This window comes from Staphylococcus sp. GDB20D11A, assembly GCF_016893255.1.
Classification (GTDB): Bacteria; Bacillota; Bacilli; order Staphylococcales; family Staphylococcaceae; genus Staphylococcus; species Staphylococcus aureus.
Window position 1 is genome coordinate 75,508 of sequence record NZ_JAFEPJ010000017.1, and the last position, 20,902, is coordinate 96,409.

Here is a 20,902-nt window from a genome sequence, read left to right on the forward strand (position 1 = left end):
GAATTTAAGTAGAATTATAGTTAAGGAGGATTTACAAATGAAAGTCAATAAAGCCATTTATGTTATTGTTGCATTATTTCTTGGAGGTTTAGGTATTCATAAATTTTATGCTGATAAATTTGGACAAGGTCTTTTTCACTTATTATTTTTCTGGACAGGTATCCCTACCATCATCTCAATAATACATGCCATTTTCGTCATTTTTACTAAAAAAGCAGATAAAGATGGTTATATTATATTCCCTAAAAATTAAATTGTGACAATGACGTTTAAAAAGCATATATGAATGGGTATATAGTTCGTAACATATAGAGAAATGAGGTATGTAACGATGCGCCAATTCATTAAAAGAATTGTTAAAACAATCCTTGTCGGTTATGTAATTAAATTTATTCGAAATAAACTTTCAGGTAAATCATCACATCCGACAGATAATAAACATAATTAAAAATACAGCGCCACTCTTATATGATTTACGAGTGGCGCTGTATTTTTATTTTGCTTTTTCTGCAATTTTTTCTAAATCTTCTGCCATACTTTCACTTGCGATAATACCCCTTGATTTCAACCACTTATTTCGGTTAACGTCATAAACTTTGTTATCTTTCACAGCTTTTAATGATTTCCAAACTGCAGGATCAATGAATTTCGTTCTATTTTTGTCCGTTTTTCCGTCAGTGGCTAAAATCATAACTTTTGGATTGATATTGGCAAGTTCTTCATTATTTAAATAAATATAAGGACCACCCTTGCGTTCACCCACATGCGTAGTTTTGTCTTTTGTGACTTCAGGTTGAATACCCATTTTAATTAAGAATTGTCCCATAAATGTATCTTCATTATTAATAAACATACCTGCTCTTGAGATACCGAATGCAAATGCAGATTTTAACGTACTCTGTTCAATTTTCTTTCTAATCTCCGCTAATATTTTATCATGCTTTTCCAGACGTTTCTCTCCTTCTTTCTCTTTGCCTACTGCTTTAGCGACTGTTTTAAATGCTTCAATATTTGCACTATAATCTCCCGTACCGCTAACTAACATGATTGTCGGCGCAATTTTGCTCAATTCTGATTTGATTTTCTTATGTCTGCTAACATCTGCAATGATCAAATCCGGTTTTAATTTACTTATCACTTCCATATTCGGTTGCGGTCTAGATCCAACTGATTCATATGCCCCAATCTTATCTCTTACTGACTTTGTTATATTTTTACTGCTGCCATCATCTGCAATACCAACAGGCTTCATATCTAATGCTGCTAAATAATCAGCAAAACTATATTCTAATACAACAACACGTTTAGGATTTTCCTTAATTTTTTCAGTTCCTAATTCATCTTTTATTGTCGTCATTTCAGTTTTCTCTTCAGTATCTTTTTGACCACAACCCGCTACTGCTACAACTAAGATTAGCATAAACACAACTAGTTTAACGATATTCCTATACACACATATACCTCCAAACAACTTTAGTAGAAAACTATATTATTATTTTATCATTTAATTTGTTTATGATATATTTAGGAGGTTATTATTTTTTCTTATCATAGTTGATTATCAAATCATCTTATTATAAACAGCAAATGGCCTCTAATTTTGAAGATGACGCACTGGTTAATAACACTCATTTATCTCAAACCATCATTCTAATTATCCATACTACTCTTGCAATTTCATAATAGTGTTTACGATTCATAAATAGCGATGCAATAATTAATTCATTTACCTCTAAACTTTGTACTATGCTGTGCTAATCTTTATTTATAAATACAAAATGTAACTGATGACTTAAACGTCTTTCTACAACAATTGTTCAATACAATAGAACATTTAATAAATATTTAATAATTATTTTTATAAATAATCTTTACTTTCCACATCTTTACAAATATAATTTGGACTATGTTTTAAAATACGAATGTTGGAGGTGACATGATGAAATTAGGTATGCTTTTAATTAGATGGATGTTAGCAACATCATTCTTAGTGCATGGTACTTTGAAATTTGTTGATTTAGATGGAACAATTCACTTCTTAGGCTCTTTAGGTTTACCACCTACCATCGCAGTATTGATGTCAATTGGTGAAGTTGTTGGAGGTTTAGCACTTATTATCGGCTTTTTAACGCCTTATGTTAATGTTTTTTATATTTGTGTTATGTTAGGCTCAATCTTCACACTTAAACTTACAAGAGGATATGTAAGTGGTTATGAATTTGAAATTATACATATCGTAATGAACTTAGCTTGTATTAGTAGTTATAGCTGGAAGAAATGGCTACAATTTTATTAACTATTATTTGAGAGGACTATCCTCTCTTTTTTTGTATATATCATGCGTAAAAATCCTAGGTACTCATGAATACCTAGGATTTTTTCATTTATCTATTGAAAAGATTTAACCATTTTTCTAATATTGATTCCGTTGAATATTTTTCTATAATGTTTTCTCTCGCTTTCGAACCAAACTCCGCTGCTAATACATCATTATTAACAAGCTGAAGTATTTTATCAGCCATGTCGTTAATATTATGGTTTTCTATTAAATAACCATTTTTATTATCCTCTATAAAATCACCTTTTAATCAAGCCAATTCAATTTAATTTCAAATTTATCTATCATACAATTTAATTTTATTGTATGATGTATTTAAAATGATTGTTTTACGCATGTCATTTTAAAATGAAAATTGGAGGTGTAATTTTGACTAGAACTTATAATATTATTGGTATCCTTTCTTGTCTTATATCTTTTATTATTATGGCGTTACCAATGATTTGGTACACAGCTTCAGCATTATGGTTCTTCCCAGGTGCAATCATGATATTGTTGTTATCTTTAGTCATTGTTTTTTGCTATATTAAAACGAAAAATCAATTACATTTATTACTAATCGTATTAAATATTATTATATTGCTTTTTTTCAGTTTGCCGTTATTACTTTCATAACATAGCAACGCATTATAAAAGCCAATCAAATGGAGTGTTGAAATTAACATTCCCAATTGATTGGCTTTTAATTTTATCTTTTGGATATCACATAGATGCTACTTTTCTATACTGTTCTAAATCTATTATTTCATCACATTGATTTGCAATAGCCATATCATGTGTTGCTAAAATCAGCACTTTATTTTCATTGACCAAATCAAATAATGATTGAATAATCATCTGTCCTGTTTTAGGATCTAACGCACCCGTTGGTTCATCAGCTAACATAACAATCGGATCTTTTAACATCATTCTAATTAAAGCGACACGTTGTTGTTCACCTCCACTTAGCGTATGAACTTTTCTTTTTAAACTGTTTGACAGACCAAACTGTTCTATATAACGTATCTTTAATTGTTCTTTTTCTTTCTTACTTATTTTTTTATATGCTAATCCAATATCTAAATTTTCATTTACTGTCAGATTATCGATTAATCCATAATTTTGAAATAAATACCCTAATTTATCTCTGTAAAAATTAGATTTAAATTGTTCTAATTGACCATTAAAATAGACATATTGTTTCCCTGTTTTTTCAAGTCCAGCAATAGTATTTAATAATGTAGATTTACCGCATCCACTTTTACCAATAAGTGCATATGATTTTCCACATTGAAATTTCAAATTAAGTTTCTTCAAAATATGTGTATTACCTTTTTGTATGGTTAAATCTTTTAATTCTATCATTCTTGTCTTACCTCTTTTGGTGTATCCTCTTTTTCAACATATGTGATCGATATAACATATTGCCCTTTATGCTTTATTTCGACATACGTTCTACTAGGAGAAAATCCATTAAATGTTAATTTATAATCAAGCTTTTCCCCTCTTTCACTATAAGCCGTAATATTAACATATTGTTGCGTACCTTTTGGCACTTTGGCATAACTATACTCCGTTTTTAAGAAAGGATTAAAACGATCTAGTATAGGATGATGTATGATTGTAAAAGCAATAGTAATGGATACGATTAATCCTAATAATATTGCAATGATAAATTTCATAGTTAAAACTCCTTGATAACTTCATTAAAACGTCGGCCATGATAGTATAGGCTGCAAATCTGCAATAATATTTGAACGACAAGGATCGTTGCAAATATCATCATTATATAGTGAGAATGTAAAATTACATTCGTAAATATTCCAATAAAAACAACAACTATATTATTTATTAATAAGTATCGGTAATTGGCTCTTAATGTTGAATAACCATATAGCTTTTTGATTACGAGTAATTTTCGATGTTGTTCAAAATAATATTTCACATCAAATAAAATAATAATTATTAAAATGATTGCGATAATGATTTGTGAAAAGTTGAGTACTGTTAATTTCAAATTGTTTTCATGATACATTTCCATCACGCTATCTTTATAATTGGTTATTCCACTGATTTCCCCATCAAGATGATACTTTTCAATATTTTTTACTAGCGCGTCATAATTTTTGAATAAATACCCGCCTTGACTGATCATGGCATAATAAAAATCATTCGATAAATCTGATGCCTGAACATTCACAATGATTGGTGCCTCTATAAATGACAAATGGCGACTATCTCGTGCATCAAATGAAAAAATTCGATAATCATTTTTGTTGATAAACTGTATAGATAACTTATTCTCTTTATTATTTTTATTTTGTACAAATTCAAACCATGAATGATATGCTTGATTGATTTCATTACGCATTGCATGAAACTTTTGTGGAATAATTACTTCGACATTATTTTTTTGATTTTTTATCGGAATATCAGGTTGAAACTGCTTGTGATAAATCGACCAGAACTGATTATTTACTAATATTACATTCCCCTCATCAGGCGAAAAGTTGTCATTGTCAACGGAGTCACCCTTTGGTTTGAATAAAATCGCATTATTTTCTGCTTCACTAGCCTTTACTAATTGTTCTGATCGCAGCATATTATCAATCAAACTTTGTTTCGTTTCGTGATAAGGTGCAAATTCAATCGTGTAATAATCATCTAATACATTCCAATATTTCTCAGTTTCCTTTATTTTATTCAAATCTTTAATAACACTAGTATTTTCTATCATTACACTAGCTATTAGTACTAAGAGAATACTTTTACAAACTGTATTAATAAAACGAATTGTTTTAAAGTGCTGCTTACCTTTAATCATATTGGCAATATTTAAATTTAGTAACATTAAGAAAGTCCATAAATTAATAACACTAATCGTTAAAATGAAAAGACATGAAAGCAGAACTAATCTTAATATGAATAAATCTAAATTACCCGTGTAATTTAATATCCAAAGTACACTTGTAGTTAAAAGAATTTGAGTTATGATTAACGTTACCCAATACGTGCATTTCTTTGAAAAATTTTCAAAAATTATTTTTCTTAATGTAAAACCATGTAAATACTTAATCGCATACGTTTTGAAATTAATGTTCTTTTCGAAAATATAATAAATAAAATAAACGATTAAAAGTGCGGATAACGGAACTACTATATTCATTTGTTTAATGACACCAACGGCAATCATCATATGATCTATTTTGTATGATTCAGCAGTAACACCATATTCTTTTAAAAAATTTATGAATTTAGACACGTCAAAATTTTTGTCTTTTACAAAATAACTCCCTTTGATATCTTTTTTTAATAATTCGTCATCACTTAAATAATGAATGTTATATTTAGCATTAAAAGGAGTGATAGTTGTTGCTTTTGATTTATTAAATACATATATATCTTTATCTACATTTTTGTTTGTATAATTTGAAGTTGATTTATAGATTGCTACGTTCTCATTTTTAGCGAATTGATTTATACGTTTATAAATCTCATTTTTACTATATTTTTTATTCCAGTCAGTTACCGCTATAGGGTATTTAGTATCAGGCAATATTTCTTCGTTTTCTTTATATGTATAAACAAATAACAATATAGCAATCAGAATGAAGATTGTAACATCAAGTATTAATTTGAACCATTTCATGTTGTACCTCTTGCGTTGTTTATTTTGTATGATTATTTAGTATTTAATAAATGTTATAATACGCTCTATTGACCCACCAATTATTTTTAGTAGCTGATGCTTTTGCTTTTACACCAGCTCTTGTATAACCACTAAATGATCTGTATTTTCCAATAGCTGTTGCACCATGTCCTTTATGACCATGATAATAATAAGACCAAACATACTTACTGCCGACACCGTGACTCCAAGTGCCTCCTTCTGCGTATTCTGTAGATGCATAAGCTGCTGTTGATAATCCAAGTGCTAAAGATAAATATAATATAGCGCCAAAAATTTTGTTCTTCATTTAAAAACACCTCTTTATATTTAATCTATATCTCTTTATTTAAATTATACAGAATTTTCTGAATATTTCAAGATGAATTTACCTTTCTACATTTCCAGTATTTTATGTTAAATAGACATCAAAGTATAATTGTATTATTATTAAATTGTGCAGTGCATAAATAGACGATATGCAGGAACATGTCGCCTATTGAACGCGTTAAAAGACGGTGACTAAATGAGATTTTCTTTAACCATCATTCGTTGTCAAAGTTTTGAAATGATGGTTATTTTTTATTGCTTAAATTAATTATTGCGACTACTATACCAATGAAAGTTTTATTAATATATGAACTTCATTACATATTCAATAGAAATCACTTATGTATAAGTACTGCCATAGAATCATAAGTGATTTCTACCATAGTATGATTTTCCTTTCAAATCTGACATGTTTAGCAGGCAATATAAGGAAAATACTTCAAAATTTTGTTACACATCTAATAAAAATAGACAATTAAATAAAAGATATGTTACTATAAAAATATAAAAAGACGACATGGAGGAACATGTCGCCTAATGAGCCCGTTAAAAAGACGGTGACTAAATGAGATTTTCTTTAACCATCATTCTATGTCAAAGTTTTGAAATGATGGTTATTTTTTATTGCTTAAATTTATTATTGCGACTACTATACCAATGAAAGTGACGATAAACATACCGAAACTTAACATTAAATGTAATGCGTTTGCAATAGATATCACAATAGGCTTTTCCTTTCAAAAGTGTTAAGTAATGCCATAGGCACCACCCCCCCTTTACTCAGATAGCCACCATCAATTCAACTTGCCCACAAAATATTATACCATTTTTATAAAATATTTAGTAATAAAAAACTGACTAAAATATAACCTCAATAATAACTGCTTGCCGTTAAAAATGTATACACTATAATAAAGCAAGCCTTGAATCTTCGTAGTGCTTTTCTTAAGCAAAAAAGCTTTTCTTAGAACACATACGTCTAAGAAAAGCTTATTTAAGCATTAAAAATTAATAACAATATAATAGCTACAATTTGTGCAACGGATGTTGTTGCTATACGTCGAGTATACTCATAACTTAATGATAATATCACTTGTGCAACAAATATAAATGTTACTATCCACCAATTATCTAAATAAATAAATAATGAACTAGAACAAATTGCTGTTATTAATATAGCTACCCATTTCGGTATTGAAAAATGTGTTAATTCTTTTTGTAAAACAGTTCTCATATATAACTCGTGACATGGAATGACAAAAAGTAAAGTTACTAACATTTGCCACTTCCAATTGACACCTGTTCTTGCTAATTCTTTAATTAATGAACTATAACTTAAATTAGATGTTATAAGTGAGAATAAAAGTTGAAGCATAATTAAAATAATTGCCGTAATAATACCAACACCAATTGATGTAAGCAACCTCTTAGATTCAATATCTCTTTGATAAAATACATAACTGATACCAGCAATTAGCATTATACCTGTATATAAATACCAGTATTCTTGGTGTTCGCCCCACATAATAAATAATATGAGATGAAATATAATGAAACTTATAATAAACCAAGTTAAAGCCTTCGAGATTTTATTCATTATAACTTACCTTCTTATTCAACAATCTTATATCGTTTATGATTGATAACAGTTTTTTCCGGTAAATCAAGGTCATTAAAATTTTCCATAATTGTTAAGTCAACAATAACAGAGTTATCGTTGATTTTTTCAACACGACCTCTTAATCCATCCATAAACTCAACAATGTTACCCACTTCTGCAACAGTCATTTTAAGTCCTCCTTAAATCATAACTAAATTATATTGTACTAAAATTCACTTAACAAATAAACTATTAACAATCAAAAATAATAAAATGTAACTTTAAGCCGATATTTAGAATGATTTGTGAGTATATAATTGGCATTTTGAGCAAAGTTAAGGCATAAATAAGTAGAGAATATATATAGATATAAGGGAGAGATTGTAATGAAATTCATTAGTAATAATAATATTACAGATCCAACTTTAAACTTAGCAATGGAAGAATATGTTTTAAAAAATTTACCAGCAGAAGAAAGTTACTTTTTATTTTACATAAATAGACCATCTATCATTGTTGGAAAGAATCAAAATACGATAGAGGAAGTAAATCAGACATATATAGATGCTCATAACATCGATGTAGTAAGAAGAATTTCTGGTGGTGGCGCTGTTTATCATGATACTGGCAATTTAAACTTTAGTTTTATAACAGATGATGATGGTAACAGTTTCCACAATTTCCAAAAATTCACTGAACCAATTGTTCAAGCATTACAATCTTTAGGCGTAAATGCTGAATTAACTGGTCGTAACGATATTCAAGTTGGACAAGCGAAAATCTCGGGAAATGCCATGGTTAAAGTTAAAAATAGAATGTTTAGTCATGGTACGTTGATGTTAAATAGTGATTTAGACGAAGTTCAGAATGCACTAAAAGTTAATCCAGCTAAGATTAAATCAAAAGGTATTAAATCTGTTCGTAAACGAGTAGCAAACATTCAAGAATTTTTTAATGACCCTTTAGAAATTGAAGAATTTAAAAAAATCATCTTGAAAACTATCTTTGGAGAAGCTGAAGTAGAAGAATATAAATTAACAGATGAAGATTGGGAAAATATTGAAAAGTTAAGTAACGACAAATATAGAACTTGGGAATGGAATTATGGTAGAAACCCTAAATATAACTTTGAACGCGAGGAAAAATTTGAAAAAGGATTTGTACAAATTAAGTTTGATGTTAAACGAGGTAAAATCGAACATGCAAAAATTTTCGGTGATTTCTTTGGTGTCGGAGATGTCACTGATCTTGAAAATGCATTAGTTGGCTGTCTACACGACTTTGAGCACATAGAAGAAGCACTATCAGAATATGATTTAAATCACTATTTCGGTGACATAGATAGACATGAATTAATTAGATTAATGTCATAAACGATTAAAGGACTATTCTTACATGTATGAGATGTTAAGAATAGTCCTTTTATGATTGCGTTATGGAATTCGAATCAATGTTATTCACCGAGAAATGCCTCCAAATTTTTGTATTCTGCCGTATATTGATTAAATGCTGCTTCATCTTTATTGACGAGTGCGTCATCTATAAGTTCTATGAGCTGTCGTTTTCTTACCTCTCGAAGTGCTTCATTGATAATTAATTCAATACCCAAATCATTGACGGTTGTGACAAACGCTTCTAAAGTTGTATGTTTAACATTAGTATTGTATTTCATAGAAACCACTACCTTTCTTTAATTTATAATAAGTATACATTTTTCTAATTTTGAAATCAATGAATATTCTGACTATTAGTTAAAAAATATTGTACATTTTCACCAAAATAATAACTTGACAACTCATAATTTTATTATAAAATATCTTTATATCATTAATTGTATTTTTATATTAATGGTTTAAAACTTAATAAAGCGAGGTTTTGCTTATGTATTCTCAAAATATTTATGTGATACGCAAAGGAGACATGGTTATTCGACCAGCATTTGATGATGACGATCAAAGAAATGGTAGCGAAATAATTCGGTTTGACAAAACGCGTATTCAAAATCCTTTTAAAGTCCAGAAAATCATTGAACGCTCTTGCAAATTTTATGGTAATACTTATCTTGGCAAGAAAGCAGAGACAAACCGCATTACTGGCATTTCTAGTAAACCACCTATTTTACTAACACCATTATTTCCAACTTATTTTTTCCCAACACATTCTGACAGACAAAATGAAAATATTTGGTTAAATATGCATTATATCGAAAGTATTAAAGAATTAAAAAATCGTAAATGTAAAGTGACATTTATTAATAATGAATCAATCATTCTTCATGTTTCATACCACAGTTTATGGCATCAATATAACAATTCCATTTTTTACTATTACATGGTAGATAAACAATCTCGCATGATATCAAAAAATCCCGACCAACCAATAGATTATAATAAAGCCACATTGAATGTGTTTGAAGCATTGACACGCTATTCTTTATTTGAAGATAAATAAATTGTTTATTTTTAAAATATGCGGAATGTTTTATAAATATAGTGTAAATGTTCTGCATATTTTTTTAAGGTATCTATTGCAAATTAACTTAATCTTGTTATAATAATATTTGTGCTTGATATTCAAACACATACAAATTAATCCACAGTAGCTCAGTGGTAGAGCTATCGGCTGTTAACCGATCGGTCGTAGGTTCGAGTCCTACCTGTGGAGCCATTGGAAACGTACTCAAGTTGGCTGAAGAGGCGCCCCTGCTAAGGGTGTAGGTCGCGAAAGCGGCGCGAGGGTTCGAATCCCTCCGTTTCCGTTACTTGCTTAAATGGTATATACCATTTAAGCTTTTTTGTTTACTTATATATATAATGAATGAGAATTTCACTGTTCTTTTATATCAATTTTAAAATTCTAAAAACCTTTCCTAGATAATCTTCTCTAAGAAAGGTTTTTATACTTGTTAAACTTATAATTAATTTATTACATAGCAATATTTACCTGTTTTTAACTACAAAATTATCACTACATGAAATACGATAATTCGGATCTCTTAACTTCTCTGCAATTAATGTACTCATTGTTTCATCGTATGATTCATGTATAATAGCATTTTTCAAATAATTCTTGTAGTTACGATAACAATAGTCAGTCATTGTAACTCTATAACTCTTAGTCAAATCAATTTGATCTAACATTACTCGTTGCCCAGGTTCTTGATTCATATCAATTTCATAATTGAATCCTTGCCACATTGTACATAATGTTTCATCAATAATTGTTAAGCTTAATTGCTCGTTAACAAAATCTAAATGTGAATAACTATACTCCAATATATCTTTGATATTTTGACCACTAATTGTCATATCCATTGGCTTATCTGGATATGGGTATGCATGATACAAATCTTCATTTCGAATCTGTCCACTCAACCCCTTCTCTCCGTTCATAGGCACGTGGACACATGTTATATCATTATCAAATGCAAGGTGAATTGCATCATGTAATAATTGCGAAAATGGATGTGTTTGACAGACTAAATCTTGTAACCCATTTACTGATAACATCAAACCTTTATCACTTATGATTTCCTGTGACCAATAAGCCACTGCTTTTCTATCATAGAATGTTAAATCTAATAATTCTTGATCCTCTTCATACTCATTTAAGTCAATCACTTTAGAATCAATACTTTCAACATCATAAGTTGTTGTTCTCTTTTTAAAATTAATCGAAAGATGTACAAGCTCTTTTGCATCTTGACCAGCCTGAACATAATACGTTTCATGATCTTGACCTACTATTGTTTGATGCTGATGAGCTGTAATCATTAAATCTATAACACCGAGTTCTTCCATTAATTTTTCAGCTTCATTCGAACTTGCCTTTTTATTTTTCGTGCTATTACTAATTTTATTCAATCCACCATGATAAATTACAATCAAAAAATCTGGCTCTTCAACTTCATGGATATATCTAATCCATCGTTTTGAGGCCACTAATGTCTTTTCAATAGATACATCTTGCTCCATTTCAGAATACTCATTTTCCATTAAACCATCTGCTGTGACGCCTACGATAGCAATTTTTAAGTCACCAAAATGTTTAATACAATATGGAGTTGAAAAATATGGCTCCTTAGTAACATTGTATTCAATATTTGCTGATAACCATGGAAAACGTGCCAAAGCAATTGAACGAGTTAAAAATGATAAACCAAACTTGAATTCACTTGGACTCACACCGCTAGCATCATAATGCATTCTGTTCATTAACTTTATCATTGGATGTCGTTTATAAGGTGCAACAATAGCATAATAATAGGCCGCTAACGAGCCAGCTAAACTTCCGCCACTATCTAATAAAATGACGCGATGATTTTGTGCTCTTACTTGGTTAACATAAGTACCAGCTCTATAAATATTTGAACCATAATCACCATTTAAGAAATGACTATGCATATCTGACGTAGTTAAAATCTCTACATTAATGTTTTCATTTTTTTCCATCATGTTACACCTCTCATTGTTACTAGTTTACCATTTTCAAAACCAATCGTCTTATAAAATAAGTTAAAAATACAAACTAAAAAAGCAATCTAAGTTCCAGTTAAAATCTACATTAACTAAACTTAGATTGCTATTATATTATCCTATTTGAATACGTTCTTTTGGATAATGGAATTTATCTGGTTCTCGACGTCCTGCTATCATAATGATAAATGATATTAAGCCAACACGTCCTATAAACATGAGTACCATTAGTACGACCTTGGAAATATCACTAATATCACTTGTGACACCAAGCGATAGTCCACAAGTTCCAAATGCAGACATGACTTCAAAAAATACTTGTAAAAATGTAAGCTTACCATTTTCAGTAGCTGATATAATTAGCATTCCTAAAAATGTTAAAATTGTCGCCATTGTAAATACTGCAAATGAACGTTGAATATCCATAATGTGTACTTCTCTATTGTAAACTTTAATGGATGTTTTATCGGCATTATTACTAAAGTTAATTAAAAACAAAATTAAAATAGCGAAAGTTGTTGTACGAATACCGCCACCAACCGAACTTGGCGAAGAACCTATAAACATTAAAATACCCATGATAATATTCGTAGGGTCACTTAGTGTTGTCACATCAATTGTTTGAAGACCCGCACTTCTTGTAGTCGCTGATTGAAACAGCGAATAGAATAACGATTGATGCCAACTTAATCCTTTGAACGCATGGTTATGTTCAAATAATAGAATGGCTAATACCCCAACAATAAATAGGAATAAATATGTTGATGTCGTAATTTTAGTAAATAATGAAAATCTAAAATTAGTAACCCTATTTTGAATATAAGCTTTAACTTCTAATAACACTGGGAAGCCGATTGATCCTAAAATTATTAAAAATATAACTATCGCTTGTACAAAATAATCATGTGCATAAGGAATTAATGACTTACCTGTAATATCTAATCCACCATTGGTAGTGGCAGAAATAGAAACAAAAACACCTTGCATGATTGCATATTTTAAATCTGGATTATCTCGATAAAAGTAAAATGCTAATAACATGGCTCCTACGAGTTCGATTACAAATATTGATTTTACAATATCAATAATCAATTTGACGGTACCACTCATTGTGTTTTTGTTATTATCTAACATAATTAACTGACGTTCTCGAATTCCAATATGTTTACCTAGTACCACCCATAACATCGTACCAATTGCCATGACGCCAATTCCACCAATATTTAATATCACGAGGATAATTAATTGTCCAAATGTAGAATAGGTATCGACAATACTTATCGGAGACAATCCAGTAACACTAATTCCGGATACGGCAACAAATAATGTGTCAATTGGATTTACTTCTACACCTGGTTTATGAACATACGGTAAGTTTAATAATAAAAATGCAACGACAATTGCGACGATATAGTACAATACAATACCTTGTTGAGGGCTTGATCTTTTTAAAAACTGGCTAAAAATTGACACGTTGTTCACCTCAACATTATTTTAGTTTAATATTAATTTCTTTCTCTTTACCATCTCTATAAATCTTCGCTGTAATTGATTTCAAGTCATCTTTATGACTAAATATAATCTGCCTAAAGCGTAAATCATCTTCTAAAAGTTTGCCATCTAATTCAGTAATTACATCACCTTTTTTCAGACCAGATTGATCTGCTAAACCATTGTTGTCAACTTGATCTACTACAACACCGTTCTTAACTTTTCCTGGCAATTTAACTGCTTGTCTTTCAAAACTATTTAGACTGGCAATATTCTTCATTTTAACACCTACATCGGGATAGTCAATTTTACCTTTTGTTTCTAAATCTTTTACAATCTTTTGTACTTCATTAACAGGTATTGCAAATGACATATTTTCAACGTTTGGCATACTAATTTTAGCTGCAACTACACCAATTAATTTTCCTTCTCTATTGACGACAGCACCACCCGAGTTACCTGGATTTACTGATGCATCAATTTGGAAAGCTTTCATCAACATATCATATTTATTATCTTTATCGAAATCAATAGGAACATTTCTGTTCAGACCTGAAATAATACCTTCTGTGACAGTGCCTTTAAAGTCTACACCAAGTGGATTACCTACGACTAATATTGGCTCTCCTAACACTAAATTATTTGAATCTCCAATAGCTATCTCTTTCACTGAACTGTCTGAAGAAGTTGCTTTAACAACAGCTAAATCTGACCATTTATCTTTACCAAGCACCTTCCCAACAACACTTTTATTATTCGAGAAAGTTATTTTTTGATTTTCTTTATCACCGACAACGTGTGCATTCGTAACAATATATAACGTATCTCCAGATTTTTTATAAACAACACCTGATCCTACTTCGTCTTGAGATGCTTTATCTTTAGGTAATGATGAATCTTTTGATGTTTCATTTTCAACTGTAACGACCGATTTAACTGTGTTATTGGCATTTTTCATCGTTGTCGTATATTTTTGAGCATCTGCATCATTATTATCATTCATGCGATCATTTTTGTTCACATTATTAAAAATAGCATTCAAAATAACAATTAGAATAATAATACCCATTAGAATAACTAATTTAGGCCAATACATCATCCAAAACTTTTTCAAAATATCACTATAATTATTATTTGTAGCGCGCCCTTTGTTCAATTTTGATGTAGCTTTTTTTTGATTATTATTTGCCGATGTCTTTGTATTTGGTTTTTGACCGTTTAATTTATCAAGGTCATTAATAGCCATATTTCTTTTTTCAGTGCTACGATGAGATGCACTTGACTGACTTTGATATCCAACCGTTTCAGACGAGTCTGCATTTTGTTTATGTTTATCTTCGACATGAATTTTTTCATCAAGTTTTCGATCGTCATCTATTTTTGATAATGATGGTGTATTGATATCATTATCAGGATTATCGTCAACAATATGATCTTCTCTCATAACGTTATCTTTATCATCACTTATCGATGGTGTATGATGACTTAAATCATTTTCATGATTAGACTTGTCATTTTGTTCGCTATCACCATATGTATAAGTTTTTGTTTGCTCATTTTGACTTTGCTGTCTTTTCAATTTCTGTTCTTCCGGCAAAGTTAATGGCTTCTGATTATTTACTTCATCATCAGATTCCGACAATTTTGTTACTGTATTTGATTTGTCTGATATTACTTCAGATTTCAGATTACTACCTTTATTTCCATCTGAACTGTCTTTTTTTATTTTCTCTGTCTGAATCGAGCTGTCTGAATCAGTTCTTGAAGACTCAAAATCAATTCTAGTCTCTTTATCATGTTCTGAAGGTTTAGAAAGTACATGTTGCTCTTCATGACCAACTTTGTTTTTATCTGAACTTAGCTTTCTTATGTTAGTTGATTCTACTTTATCGGTTGATTTAGTTGATAAAGTCGCTTCAGAATTTTGCTCATAATATTTTGATTTCTCTGTATCTTGGTCCACTGAATCTAATGAATTTTGTTTTTTAGATACATCGTCTGTTAAATAATGATCTCTGTTATATGTTGACTTACTATCCTGATTACTTTTACTTTCTTCAGCTTTATTCTCATTAACATCACGGTTTCTCTGTTCTAAATGCGATGATAAACTATTTTTAAAACGTTCGTGCTTATCAATTGAATCTTTATGTATTTGCTTTTCTGCTTTTTTTGATGTTGTATTATCTATATTTTGTTTATCTTGATGTTGATTTAAATTTTCTTCTCTGTCTTCGTTGTGGAAGAATTCACGACGCTTACGTCGGTACTGACTTTTAGGAATTACATGTTTTTTACCAATATCCACTAATGTCCACTCCATTCAATAAAATCACTTTTCATTATGACACATTAACACTTAATTTGCTTTAAAATCTATATAATTTCTATTGAAAAAAATGCTAAATATAAAAGGCACATTTTCTTAATGCTATATCGCATCCTTTTGATTCATATTCTTCAAAATCCATTTTTCATAAGTCACTCTATTAAATGAAAAAGGACAACCTTAAACTAAATTAAGATTGTCCGCTTCACATCAATTATTTATGCGATTTTTTATTTTTAACAACTGAACCTAACCAACCGATAATTACTAATCCAATTAGTACTGTCCAGAAAATAGATTGCCATAATACGCCATGTGGGAAGTGCTCAGGCAATACAGCGATGTCTGGGTGCGCTAATACCATGACAACTAACTTAACACCTACCCAACCAACGATCGCGAAGGCAGCACCTTCAAGTCCTGGATATTTGTTTAATAGCTCTACGAACCATGTTGCTGCATAACGCATTAGAATAACACCAATCATTCCACCTAGGAACATGACTACGAACTGACCTAAGTCCATACCACCAAAGTGAATACCAACTTTAGGAAGTGTTACAGCAATAGCTAAAGCAGCAAGCATAGAATCAATGGCAAATGCGATATCTGCAAATTCTATTTTCAACACAGTTCCCCAGAATGATTTGTTACTTGCTTTAATTTCTTCACCAGATTCATCATAATGATGATCATCTCCAGCTTCAGGACTTTCAATTTCTGGGTGTTTAAAGAACTGCCACAGATTTTTGATTGACATATAAATTAAGTAAACCGCTCCTGCAGCTTGAATAAACCAAAAGTTCGCGATAATACTAATTAAGAATAACGCTAAAAATCTAAATACAAATGCACCTAACAAACCGTAAAACAAAGCTTTTTTACGTTGTTCGGGTGGTAAGTGCTTAACCATTACAGCCATAACAATCGCGTTATCTGCTGCTAATAAGCCTTCTAAAAATACTAAAACGACAAGTACCCATAAATAAGGTAAGATCAAACTTGGATCCATTAACATGTACAACTCCTTTAAATAAATAAGTTAAGTACAAACAAAAAGACCTATGCTAAATAAATAGCAAAGGTCTCACTAAGCAATTTAAATTGCCCACTTTACCGGAAGATATCTTCGTAATGACGATAAAGTGTCGAATCATTTATACGGTCATGATTCTTAAGTTACTCCCCTCTGACAAAATGCCATAGGTTATTCATTTGATACATCATAGTATACCTTTTTCTTTTAAAATATACAATTTATTTTTCTTCAACGAAACAATTATTTTTAAAGTCACAAATTCGATTATACTATTGAGCCGTTAAAGTAAACTATACAATTTAATTTCAGGGAATTTCTCTTCGAACCATCTTGTTGCAAATTCATTTTCAAATAAGAATACCAAATCGTCATATCTATCTTTCACTAAAATCGATCTTGATGTGTTCATCTTATCTGTAATTTGGTCTTCATTTTCAATCCAACGTGCAATTTTACGGCCTACTGGCTCCATAACAACATCAACATTATATTCGTTTTTCATTCTATGTTCGAAAACTTCAAATTGTAACTGACCAACAGCACCTAAAATAATTTGGTTTGTGTGTAATGTTTTATAGTATTGAATCGCACCTTCTTGTACTAATTGTTCAATACCTTTATGGAAATGCTTCTGTTTCATGACGTTTTTAGCAGAAACTTTCATAAAAATTTCTGGCGTAAATTGTGGTAAATCTTGGAAACTGTAGGTTTGTTTTCCACCAACTAAAGTATCTCCAATTTGATAATTACCAGTATCATATAGTCCAATGATATCGCCTGCTACAGCATGATTCACAGTTTCTTTATCGTCTGCCATAAATGACGTTGAACGTGTGATCTTTTGCTTTTTATTAGTACGTTGCAAAGTAACATCCATACCACGTTCAAATGCACCACTAACGACACGCATAAAGGCAATTCTATCACGGTGTTTAGGGTCCATGTTGGCTTGAATTTTAAAGATAAATCCTGAAAATGAATCATCAAACGGGCTTACTTCAACCTCTTCTTTTGTTTGTCTCGCATTTGGCATTGGTGCAAAATCAACATATGCATTTAAGAAATTTTGTACACCAAAGTTAGCTAAAGCTGAACCGAAAAATACAGGTGTTAAGTCTCCACTCAACAGCGCGTCATTATCAAAGGCTTCACCCGCTTCTTCAACCAGCATTAATTCTTCAATCGCTTGTTCAAAAGCACTATCATTTGTAATTGCATGATCTTCTTCCAACTCAAAATCATCATTCAAATGCAATATATTTTCTTCATCTCTAAATGGTTCAATTGTTTTAGACTTTCTATCAATGATGCCAAAGAAACTTTGCCCCATACCAATTGGCCAATTCATAGGGTATGTTTCAATATTTAATGTCTCTTCGATTTCATCTAATAATTCAAATGGTTCTTTACCTACTCGGTCTAATTTATTAATGAATGTAAAGATTGGAATACCACGCATTTTACAAACTTTAAATAACTTCAATGTTTGTGGTTCAATACCTTTTGCACAGTCTATGACCATGACAGCACTGTCAACTGCCATTAATGTTCTATACGTATCTTCTGAAAAGTCTTCATGTCCTGGTGTATCTAAGATATTGATTTTATAATCATCGTAATCAAATTGCATTACTGAACTTGTTACAGAAATACCACGCTCTTGTTCAACTTTCATCCAGTCACTTGTCGCAAATTTACCAGTCTTCTTCCCTTTAACTGTACCCGCTTCACGAATGGCACCACTGAAGTACAATAGTTTTTCAGTTAACGTTGTTTTCCCTGCATCGGGATGTGAAATAATCGCAAAAGTCTTTCTAGACTCAACTTCTTGCTTTAAGTTCATTAGTCTTTCTCCTTTTTATATGTTTCTATACAATCTGTTAGTTGTGATGCAATCGACTCTGCCTCTTCCTCTTCTTTAAAAACAAACAATTGCATGAGTATTGCTTCAAAACAATTTTCTTCATCTAATGCTATTGCCATCTGATATGACCAAAACCAATCTGGTATAGCAATGATTATCTGGTCATTTAATGCTTCGAATAAATAAACATCAATAGTTTTACCTTCATCAATAAGTCTTTTATTGACCAACAGGGCCACCACCGAACTTTTTGTAAGCTGCTTCAAGGCCAATTAAATCATCTCGATGTGGCACCTTAATATGCCCTGGCATGATTTGATATGGTTCTCTTCCTTTTGATGCTAAAACGACAGTATCCCCAGGCTCAGCTATGTCAATTGCATGTTTTATCCCTTCTGCACGATCATCAAATTCAATATAGTTTTGATGTGTTGCACCTTTGGCTAATTCTGCTGTTAACATTTTCGGGTCATCATTTGCCGGATTATCCGGTGTGAAAATGACATAATCTGCACGACAGGCAACTCGCCCCATTTCAGGCGTTTTAGTTAAATCACGTTCGCCTGCCATACCAACTAAAAATATCAACTTTTGCTTTACAAAAGGCTGTACTGCATCGATTAATTTGTTCATACCATCAGCTGTATGTGCATAATCGATAATTAAATCAATAGGTAACGAAGGATCTAAAACTTCTAATCGTCCTTCAACAGGTTCTAAATTTTCAACTGCTTTAATAATCGTTTCTAAAGATGTACCTTTACTCCACACCGCAATCATTGCCGCCATAATATTAGAAATATTAAACTTACCAACATAAGGCGATTTTACTGGGTAAGTTCCAAAAGGCGTTACAAAATCAAAGCTGACACCTTGTAAAGATTCTTGAATATTTTTAGCCATAAATTGGGCTTCCTCATCAATTCCATAACTAAATACTTCATAAGGCGTCACTGTTCTTAAATACTCAGAAAATGAATCGTCATTGTTTAACACGACATACTTTTCTTTCGACAAATCTTCACCTAATTGACTAAACAATAAAGACTTCGCGTGTCCGTACGCTTCCATTGTGCCATGAAAATCTAAATGGTCTTGTGTTAAATTTGAAAATATTGCAACGTCAAATTCAACGCCTCTCAGTCGTCCTAATACTAAGCCATGGCTTGATACTTCTAATGTCATGGATTCAGCGCCTGCATCAACTGCTTCTTTAATTTTCTTAGTTAAAGAAACTGTTTCTGGTGTCGTATTTGCACCTTTTGTCTTTGTTTCATTAATTTGGAAACCATTAGTTCCTAAATATGCACTATTTTTTTGTAACTTTCTTTGAATTAAATGAATCATCGTCGCAATAGAAGTTTTACCATTTGTACCCGTTACACCAAATGTCACTAACTGATGACTCGGATAATCAAATAATGTGTGTGCTAGAATACTAGCTACTCTTAATGTGTCCGGCACAACCACTTGTGTTACGTTAGCTGGTAATGATTGTTCTTTATTGACCACTACCAACTTACACCCTTGATCAGCTACACTTTGACAGAACTTATGACTGTCTACAGTATATCCAACTGAAGCGACAAAAATACTACCTTCTCTCGCTGTACGTGAATCAGTAGTGATATCATCTATTTGTTGTTCTAAAGAACCCAATACACGCTTTACTTTTACTTTCTTAAACAACGTACTTGCATCCAAACTGAACCGCTCCTTTTTCTACAATATGTTTATTATACACGTTTTGTTGATGTTAATAAATTTATAATTTCACTGATATATCCTAC

General features: G+C 30.9%; 23 protein-coding genes, 2 tRNA genes and 1 riboswitch. Of the genes, 8 read left to right on the forward strand and 17 right to left on the reverse strand.

The window, feature by feature from the left end; translation table 11 throughout:
* Positions 1-37: 37 nt before the first annotated feature.
* Together JV528_RS09795 and JV528_RS09800 are read left to right on the forward strand one after the other, a co-directional pair.
* A complete protein-coding gene (locus tag JV528_RS09795) occupies positions 38-253 on the forward strand; it encodes a TM2 domain-containing protein (protein ID WP_000867357.1) in 216 nt (71 codons plus the stop codon).
* A 63-nt stretch (positions 254-316) separates the two neighbouring features.
* Positions 317-448, forward strand: a complete 132-nt coding sequence (locus JV528_RS09800) for an SAR1012 family small protein (RefSeq protein WP_020978112.1) — start codon at positions 317-319, stop codon at positions 446-448.
* 45 nt (positions 449-493) lie between these two features.
* Here JV528_RS09800 and JV528_RS09805 read toward each other — a convergent pair whose 3' ends face one another.
* Positions 494-1,453 carry an ABC transporter substrate-binding protein gene (locus JV528_RS09805; protein WP_204177210.1) on the reverse strand — a complete coding sequence of 320 codons (960 nt, stop codon included), beginning with the start codon at positions 1,451-1,453 and terminating at the stop codon, positions 494-496.
* Between the two features lie 486 nt (positions 1,454-1,939).
* On the opposite strand from JV528_RS09805, the gene JV528_RS09810 reads away from it, so the two are divergent.
* A complete protein-coding gene (locus tag JV528_RS09810; RefSeq protein WP_000766009.1) occupies positions 1,940-2,296 on the forward strand; it encodes a DoxX family protein in 357 nt (118 codons plus the stop codon).
* Positions 2,297-2,384: 88 nt separating this feature from the next.
* Here the strand turns inward: JV528_RS09810 and JV528_RS09815 are convergent, their stop codons facing one another.
* Complete coding sequence (locus JV528_RS09815) at positions 2,385-2,573, reverse strand: poly(glycerol-phosphate) alpha-glucosyltransferase (protein ID WP_322888588.1); 189 nt, start codon at positions 2,571-2,573, stop codon at positions 2,385-2,387.
* Between the two features lie 89 nt (positions 2,574-2,662).
* On the opposite strand from JV528_RS09815, the gene JV528_RS09820 reads away from it, so the two are divergent.
* A complete protein-coding gene (locus tag JV528_RS09820; RefSeq protein WP_001795266.1) occupies positions 2,663-2,953 on the forward strand; it encodes a hypothetical protein in 291 nt (96 codons plus the stop codon).
* Between the two features lie 87 nt (positions 2,954-3,040).
* On the opposite strand, the gene JV528_RS09825 is transcribed toward JV528_RS09820, so the two are convergent.
* The 7 genes from JV528_RS09825 to JV528_RS09855 all read right to left on the reverse strand — a co-directional run bounded on the left by JV528_RS09825 (position 3,041) and on the right by JV528_RS09855 (position 8,102).
* On the reverse strand, positions 3,041-3,682 hold the full coding sequence (locus JV528_RS09825; RefSeq protein WP_000571185.1) for an ABC transporter ATP-binding protein: 642 nt from the start codon (positions 3,680-3,682) through the stop codon (positions 3,041-3,043).
* Complete coding sequence (locus JV528_RS09830) at positions 3,679-3,999, reverse strand: YxeA family protein (RefSeq protein ID WP_000668628.1); 321 nt, start codon at positions 3,997-3,999, stop codon at positions 3,679-3,681. The genes JV528_RS09825 and JV528_RS09830 overlap by 4 nt, the downstream gene beginning before the upstream one ends.
* Positions 4,000-4,001: 2 nt before the next feature.
* The gene (locus JV528_RS09835; protein ID WP_000870817.1) at positions 4,002-5,966 is read right to left on the reverse strand and encodes a bacteriocin-associated integral membrane family protein; all 1,965 of its coding nucleotides are present in this window, start codon (positions 5,964-5,966) and stop codon (positions 4,002-4,004) included.
* Between the two features lie 43 nt (positions 5,967-6,009).
* Positions 6,010-6,294, reverse strand: coding sequence for a lactococcin 972 family bacteriocin (locus tag JV528_RS09840; RefSeq protein ID WP_000790905.1), 285 nt, complete (start codon positions 6,292-6,294; stop codon positions 6,010-6,012).
* Between the two features lie 634 nt (positions 6,295-6,928).
* Positions 6,929-7,006 carry a putative holin-like toxin gene (locus JV528_RS14895; protein ID WP_099112139.1) on the reverse strand — a complete coding sequence of 26 codons (78 nt, stop codon included), beginning with the start codon at positions 7,004-7,006 and terminating at the stop codon, positions 6,929-6,931.
* 302 nt (positions 7,007-7,308) lie between these two features.
* Positions 7,309-7,911 carry a CPBP family glutamic-type intramembrane protease gene (locus tag JV528_RS09850; RefSeq protein WP_001033867.1) on the reverse strand — a complete coding sequence of 201 codons (603 nt, stop codon included), beginning with the start codon at positions 7,909-7,911 and terminating at the stop codon, positions 7,309-7,311.
* Between the two features lie 14 nt (positions 7,912-7,925).
* Positions 7,926-8,102 (reverse strand): YkvS family protein, encoded by a 177-nt coding sequence (locus JV528_RS09855; protein ID WP_000214898.1) that lies wholly within the window; start codon positions 8,100-8,102, stop codon positions 7,926-7,928.
* A 198-nt stretch (positions 8,103-8,300) separates the two neighbouring features.
* Here JV528_RS09855 and lplA point away from each other — a divergent pair, with 198 nt between their 5' ends.
* Positions 8,301-9,287 carry a lipoate--protein ligase gene (lplA, locus tag JV528_RS09860; RefSeq protein WP_204177209.1) on the forward strand — a complete coding sequence of 329 codons (987 nt, stop codon included), beginning with the start codon at positions 8,301-8,303 and terminating at the stop codon, positions 9,285-9,287.
* Positions 9,288-9,367: 80 nt separating this feature from the next.
* Here the strand turns inward: lplA and JV528_RS09865 are convergent, their stop codons facing one another.
* Positions 9,368-9,586, reverse strand: a complete 219-nt coding sequence (locus tag JV528_RS09865; protein ID WP_000876826.1) for an IDEAL domain-containing protein — start codon at positions 9,584-9,586, stop codon at positions 9,368-9,370.
* Positions 9,587-9,795: 209 nt separating this feature from the next.
* On the opposite strand from JV528_RS09865, the gene JV528_RS09870 reads away from it, so the two are divergent.
* From JV528_RS09870 to JV528_RS09880, 3 genes are all read left to right on the forward strand, one after another.
* Positions 9,796-10,365: a competence protein ComK gene (locus tag JV528_RS09870; protein ID WP_000287265.1), complete on the forward strand. Its 570-nt coding sequence runs from the start codon at positions 9,796-9,798 to the stop codon at positions 10,363-10,365.
* A 141-nt stretch (positions 10,366-10,506) separates the two neighbouring features.
* Positions 10,507-10,581: transfer RNA gene (locus tag JV528_RS09875), tRNA-Asn, on the forward strand.
* Positions 10,582-10,583: 2 nt separating this feature from the next.
* Positions 10,584-10,672, forward strand: a tRNA-Ser gene (locus tag JV528_RS09880).
* Between the two features lie 181 nt (positions 10,673-10,853).
* On the opposite strand, the gene JV528_RS09885 is transcribed toward JV528_RS09880, so the two are convergent.
* From JV528_RS09885 to JV528_RS09915, 7 genes are all read right to left on the reverse strand, one after another.
* Complete coding sequence (locus JV528_RS09885; protein ID WP_000414178.1) at positions 10,854-12,365, reverse strand: bifunctional metallophosphatase/5'-nucleotidase; 1,512 nt, start codon at positions 12,363-12,365, stop codon at positions 10,854-10,856.
* Positions 12,366-12,503: 138 nt separating this feature from the next.
* Positions 12,504-13,862 carry a TrkH family potassium uptake protein gene (locus JV528_RS09890; RefSeq protein ID WP_000021872.1) on the reverse strand — a complete coding sequence of 453 codons (1,359 nt, stop codon included), beginning with the start codon at positions 13,860-13,862 and terminating at the stop codon, positions 12,504-12,506.
* Between the two features lie 16 nt (positions 13,863-13,878).
* Positions 13,879-16,203, reverse strand: a complete 2,325-nt coding sequence (locus JV528_RS09895; RefSeq protein ID WP_204177207.1) for a S1C family serine protease — start codon at positions 16,201-16,203, stop codon at positions 13,879-13,881.
* Positions 16,204-16,423: 220 nt separating this feature from the next.
* Positions 16,424-17,227, reverse strand: a complete 804-nt coding sequence (locus JV528_RS09900; protein WP_000928413.1) for a TerC family protein — start codon at positions 17,225-17,227, stop codon at positions 16,424-16,426.
* Between the two features lie 74 nt (positions 17,228-17,301).
* Positions 17,302-17,409, reverse strand: a riboswitch (yybP-ykoY riboswitch).
* A 119-nt stretch (positions 17,410-17,528) separates the two neighbouring features.
* A complete protein-coding gene (locus tag JV528_RS09905; protein WP_001049957.1) occupies positions 17,529-19,091 on the reverse strand; it encodes a peptide chain release factor 3 in 1,563 nt (520 codons plus the stop codon).
* Positions 19,091-19,342, reverse strand: a complete 252-nt coding sequence (locus tag JV528_RS09910; protein ID WP_239469881.1) for a YueH family protein — start codon at positions 19,340-19,342, stop codon at positions 19,091-19,093. The genes JV528_RS09905 and JV528_RS09910 overlap by 1 nt, the downstream gene beginning before the upstream one ends.
* Positions 19,332-20,816, reverse strand: coding sequence for a UDP-N-acetylmuramoyl-L-alanyl-D-glutamate--L-lysine ligase (locus JV528_RS09915; RefSeq protein ID WP_000340127.1), 1,485 nt, complete (start codon positions 20,814-20,816; stop codon positions 19,332-19,334). The genes JV528_RS09910 and JV528_RS09915 overlap by 11 nt, the downstream gene beginning before the upstream one ends.
* Between the last annotated feature and the right edge of the window lie 86 nt (positions 20,817-20,902).

What these genes read in the sequence shown, in the direction of transcription:
- JV528_RS09795 (WP_000867357.1), top strand. Translation starts at nt 38, where the DNA reads ATGAAAGTCAATAAAGCCATTTATGTTATTGTTGCATTATTTCTTGGA.
- JV528_RS09855 (WP_000214898.1), bottom strand. Translation starts at nt 8,102, where the DNA reads ATGACTGTTGCAGAAGTGGGTAACATTGTTGAGTTTATGGATGGATTA.
- JV528_RS09825 (WP_000571185.1), bottom strand. Translation starts at nt 3,682, where the DNA reads ATGATAGAATTAAAAGATTTAACCATACAAAAAGGTAATACACATATT.
- JV528_RS09835 (WP_000870817.1), bottom strand. Translation starts at nt 5,966, where the DNA reads ATGAAATGGTTCAAATTAATACTTGATGTTACAATCTTCATTCTGATT.
- JV528_RS09850 (WP_001033867.1), bottom strand. Translation starts at nt 7,911, where the DNA reads ATGAATAAAATCTCGAAGGCTTTAACTTGGTTTATTATAAGTTTCATT.
- JV528_RS14895 (WP_099112139.1), bottom strand. Translation starts at nt 7,006, where the DNA reads ATGTTAAGTTTCGGTATGTTTATCGTCACTTTCATTGGTATAGTAGTC.
- JV528_RS09840 (WP_000790905.1), bottom strand. Translation starts at nt 6,294, where the DNA reads ATGAAGAACAAAATTTTTGGCGCTATATTATATTTATCTTTAGCACTT.
- JV528_RS09870 (WP_000287265.1), top strand. Translation starts at nt 9,796, where the DNA reads ATGTATTCTCAAAATATTTATGTGATACGCAAAGGAGACATGGTTATT.
- JV528_RS09865 (WP_000876826.1), bottom strand. Translation starts at nt 9,586, where the DNA reads ATGAAATACAATACTAATGTTAAACATACAACTTTAGAAGCGTTTGTC.
- JV528_RS09800 (WP_020978112.1), top strand. Translation starts at nt 317, where the DNA reads ATGAGGTATGTAACGATGCGCCAATTCATTAAAAGAATTGTTAAAACA.
- JV528_RS09905 (WP_001049957.1), bottom strand. Translation starts at nt 19,091, where the DNA reads ATGAACTTAAAGCAAGAAGTTGAGTCTAGAAAGACTTTTGCGATTATT.
- JV528_RS09900 (WP_000928413.1), bottom strand. Translation starts at nt 17,227, where the DNA reads ATGTTAATGGATCCAAGTTTGATCTTACCTTATTTATGGGTACTTGTC.
- JV528_RS09885 (WP_000414178.1), bottom strand. Translation starts at nt 12,365, where the DNA reads ATGGAAAAAAATGAAAACATTAATGTAGAGATTTTAACTACGTCAGAT.
- JV528_RS09830 (WP_000668628.1), bottom strand. Translation starts at nt 3,999, where the DNA reads ATGAAATTTATCATTGCAATATTATTAGGATTAATCGTATCCATTACT.
- JV528_RS09810 (WP_000766009.1), top strand. Translation starts at nt 1,940, where the DNA reads ATGAAATTAGGTATGCTTTTAATTAGATGGATGTTAGCAACATCATTC.
- lplA (WP_204177209.1), top strand. Translation starts at nt 8,301, where the DNA reads ATGAAATTCATTAGTAATAATAATATTACAGATCCAACTTTAAACTTA.
- JV528_RS09895 (WP_204177207.1), bottom strand. Translation starts at nt 16,203, where the DNA reads ATGGAGTGGACATTAGTGGATATTGGTAAAAAACATGTAATTCCTAAA.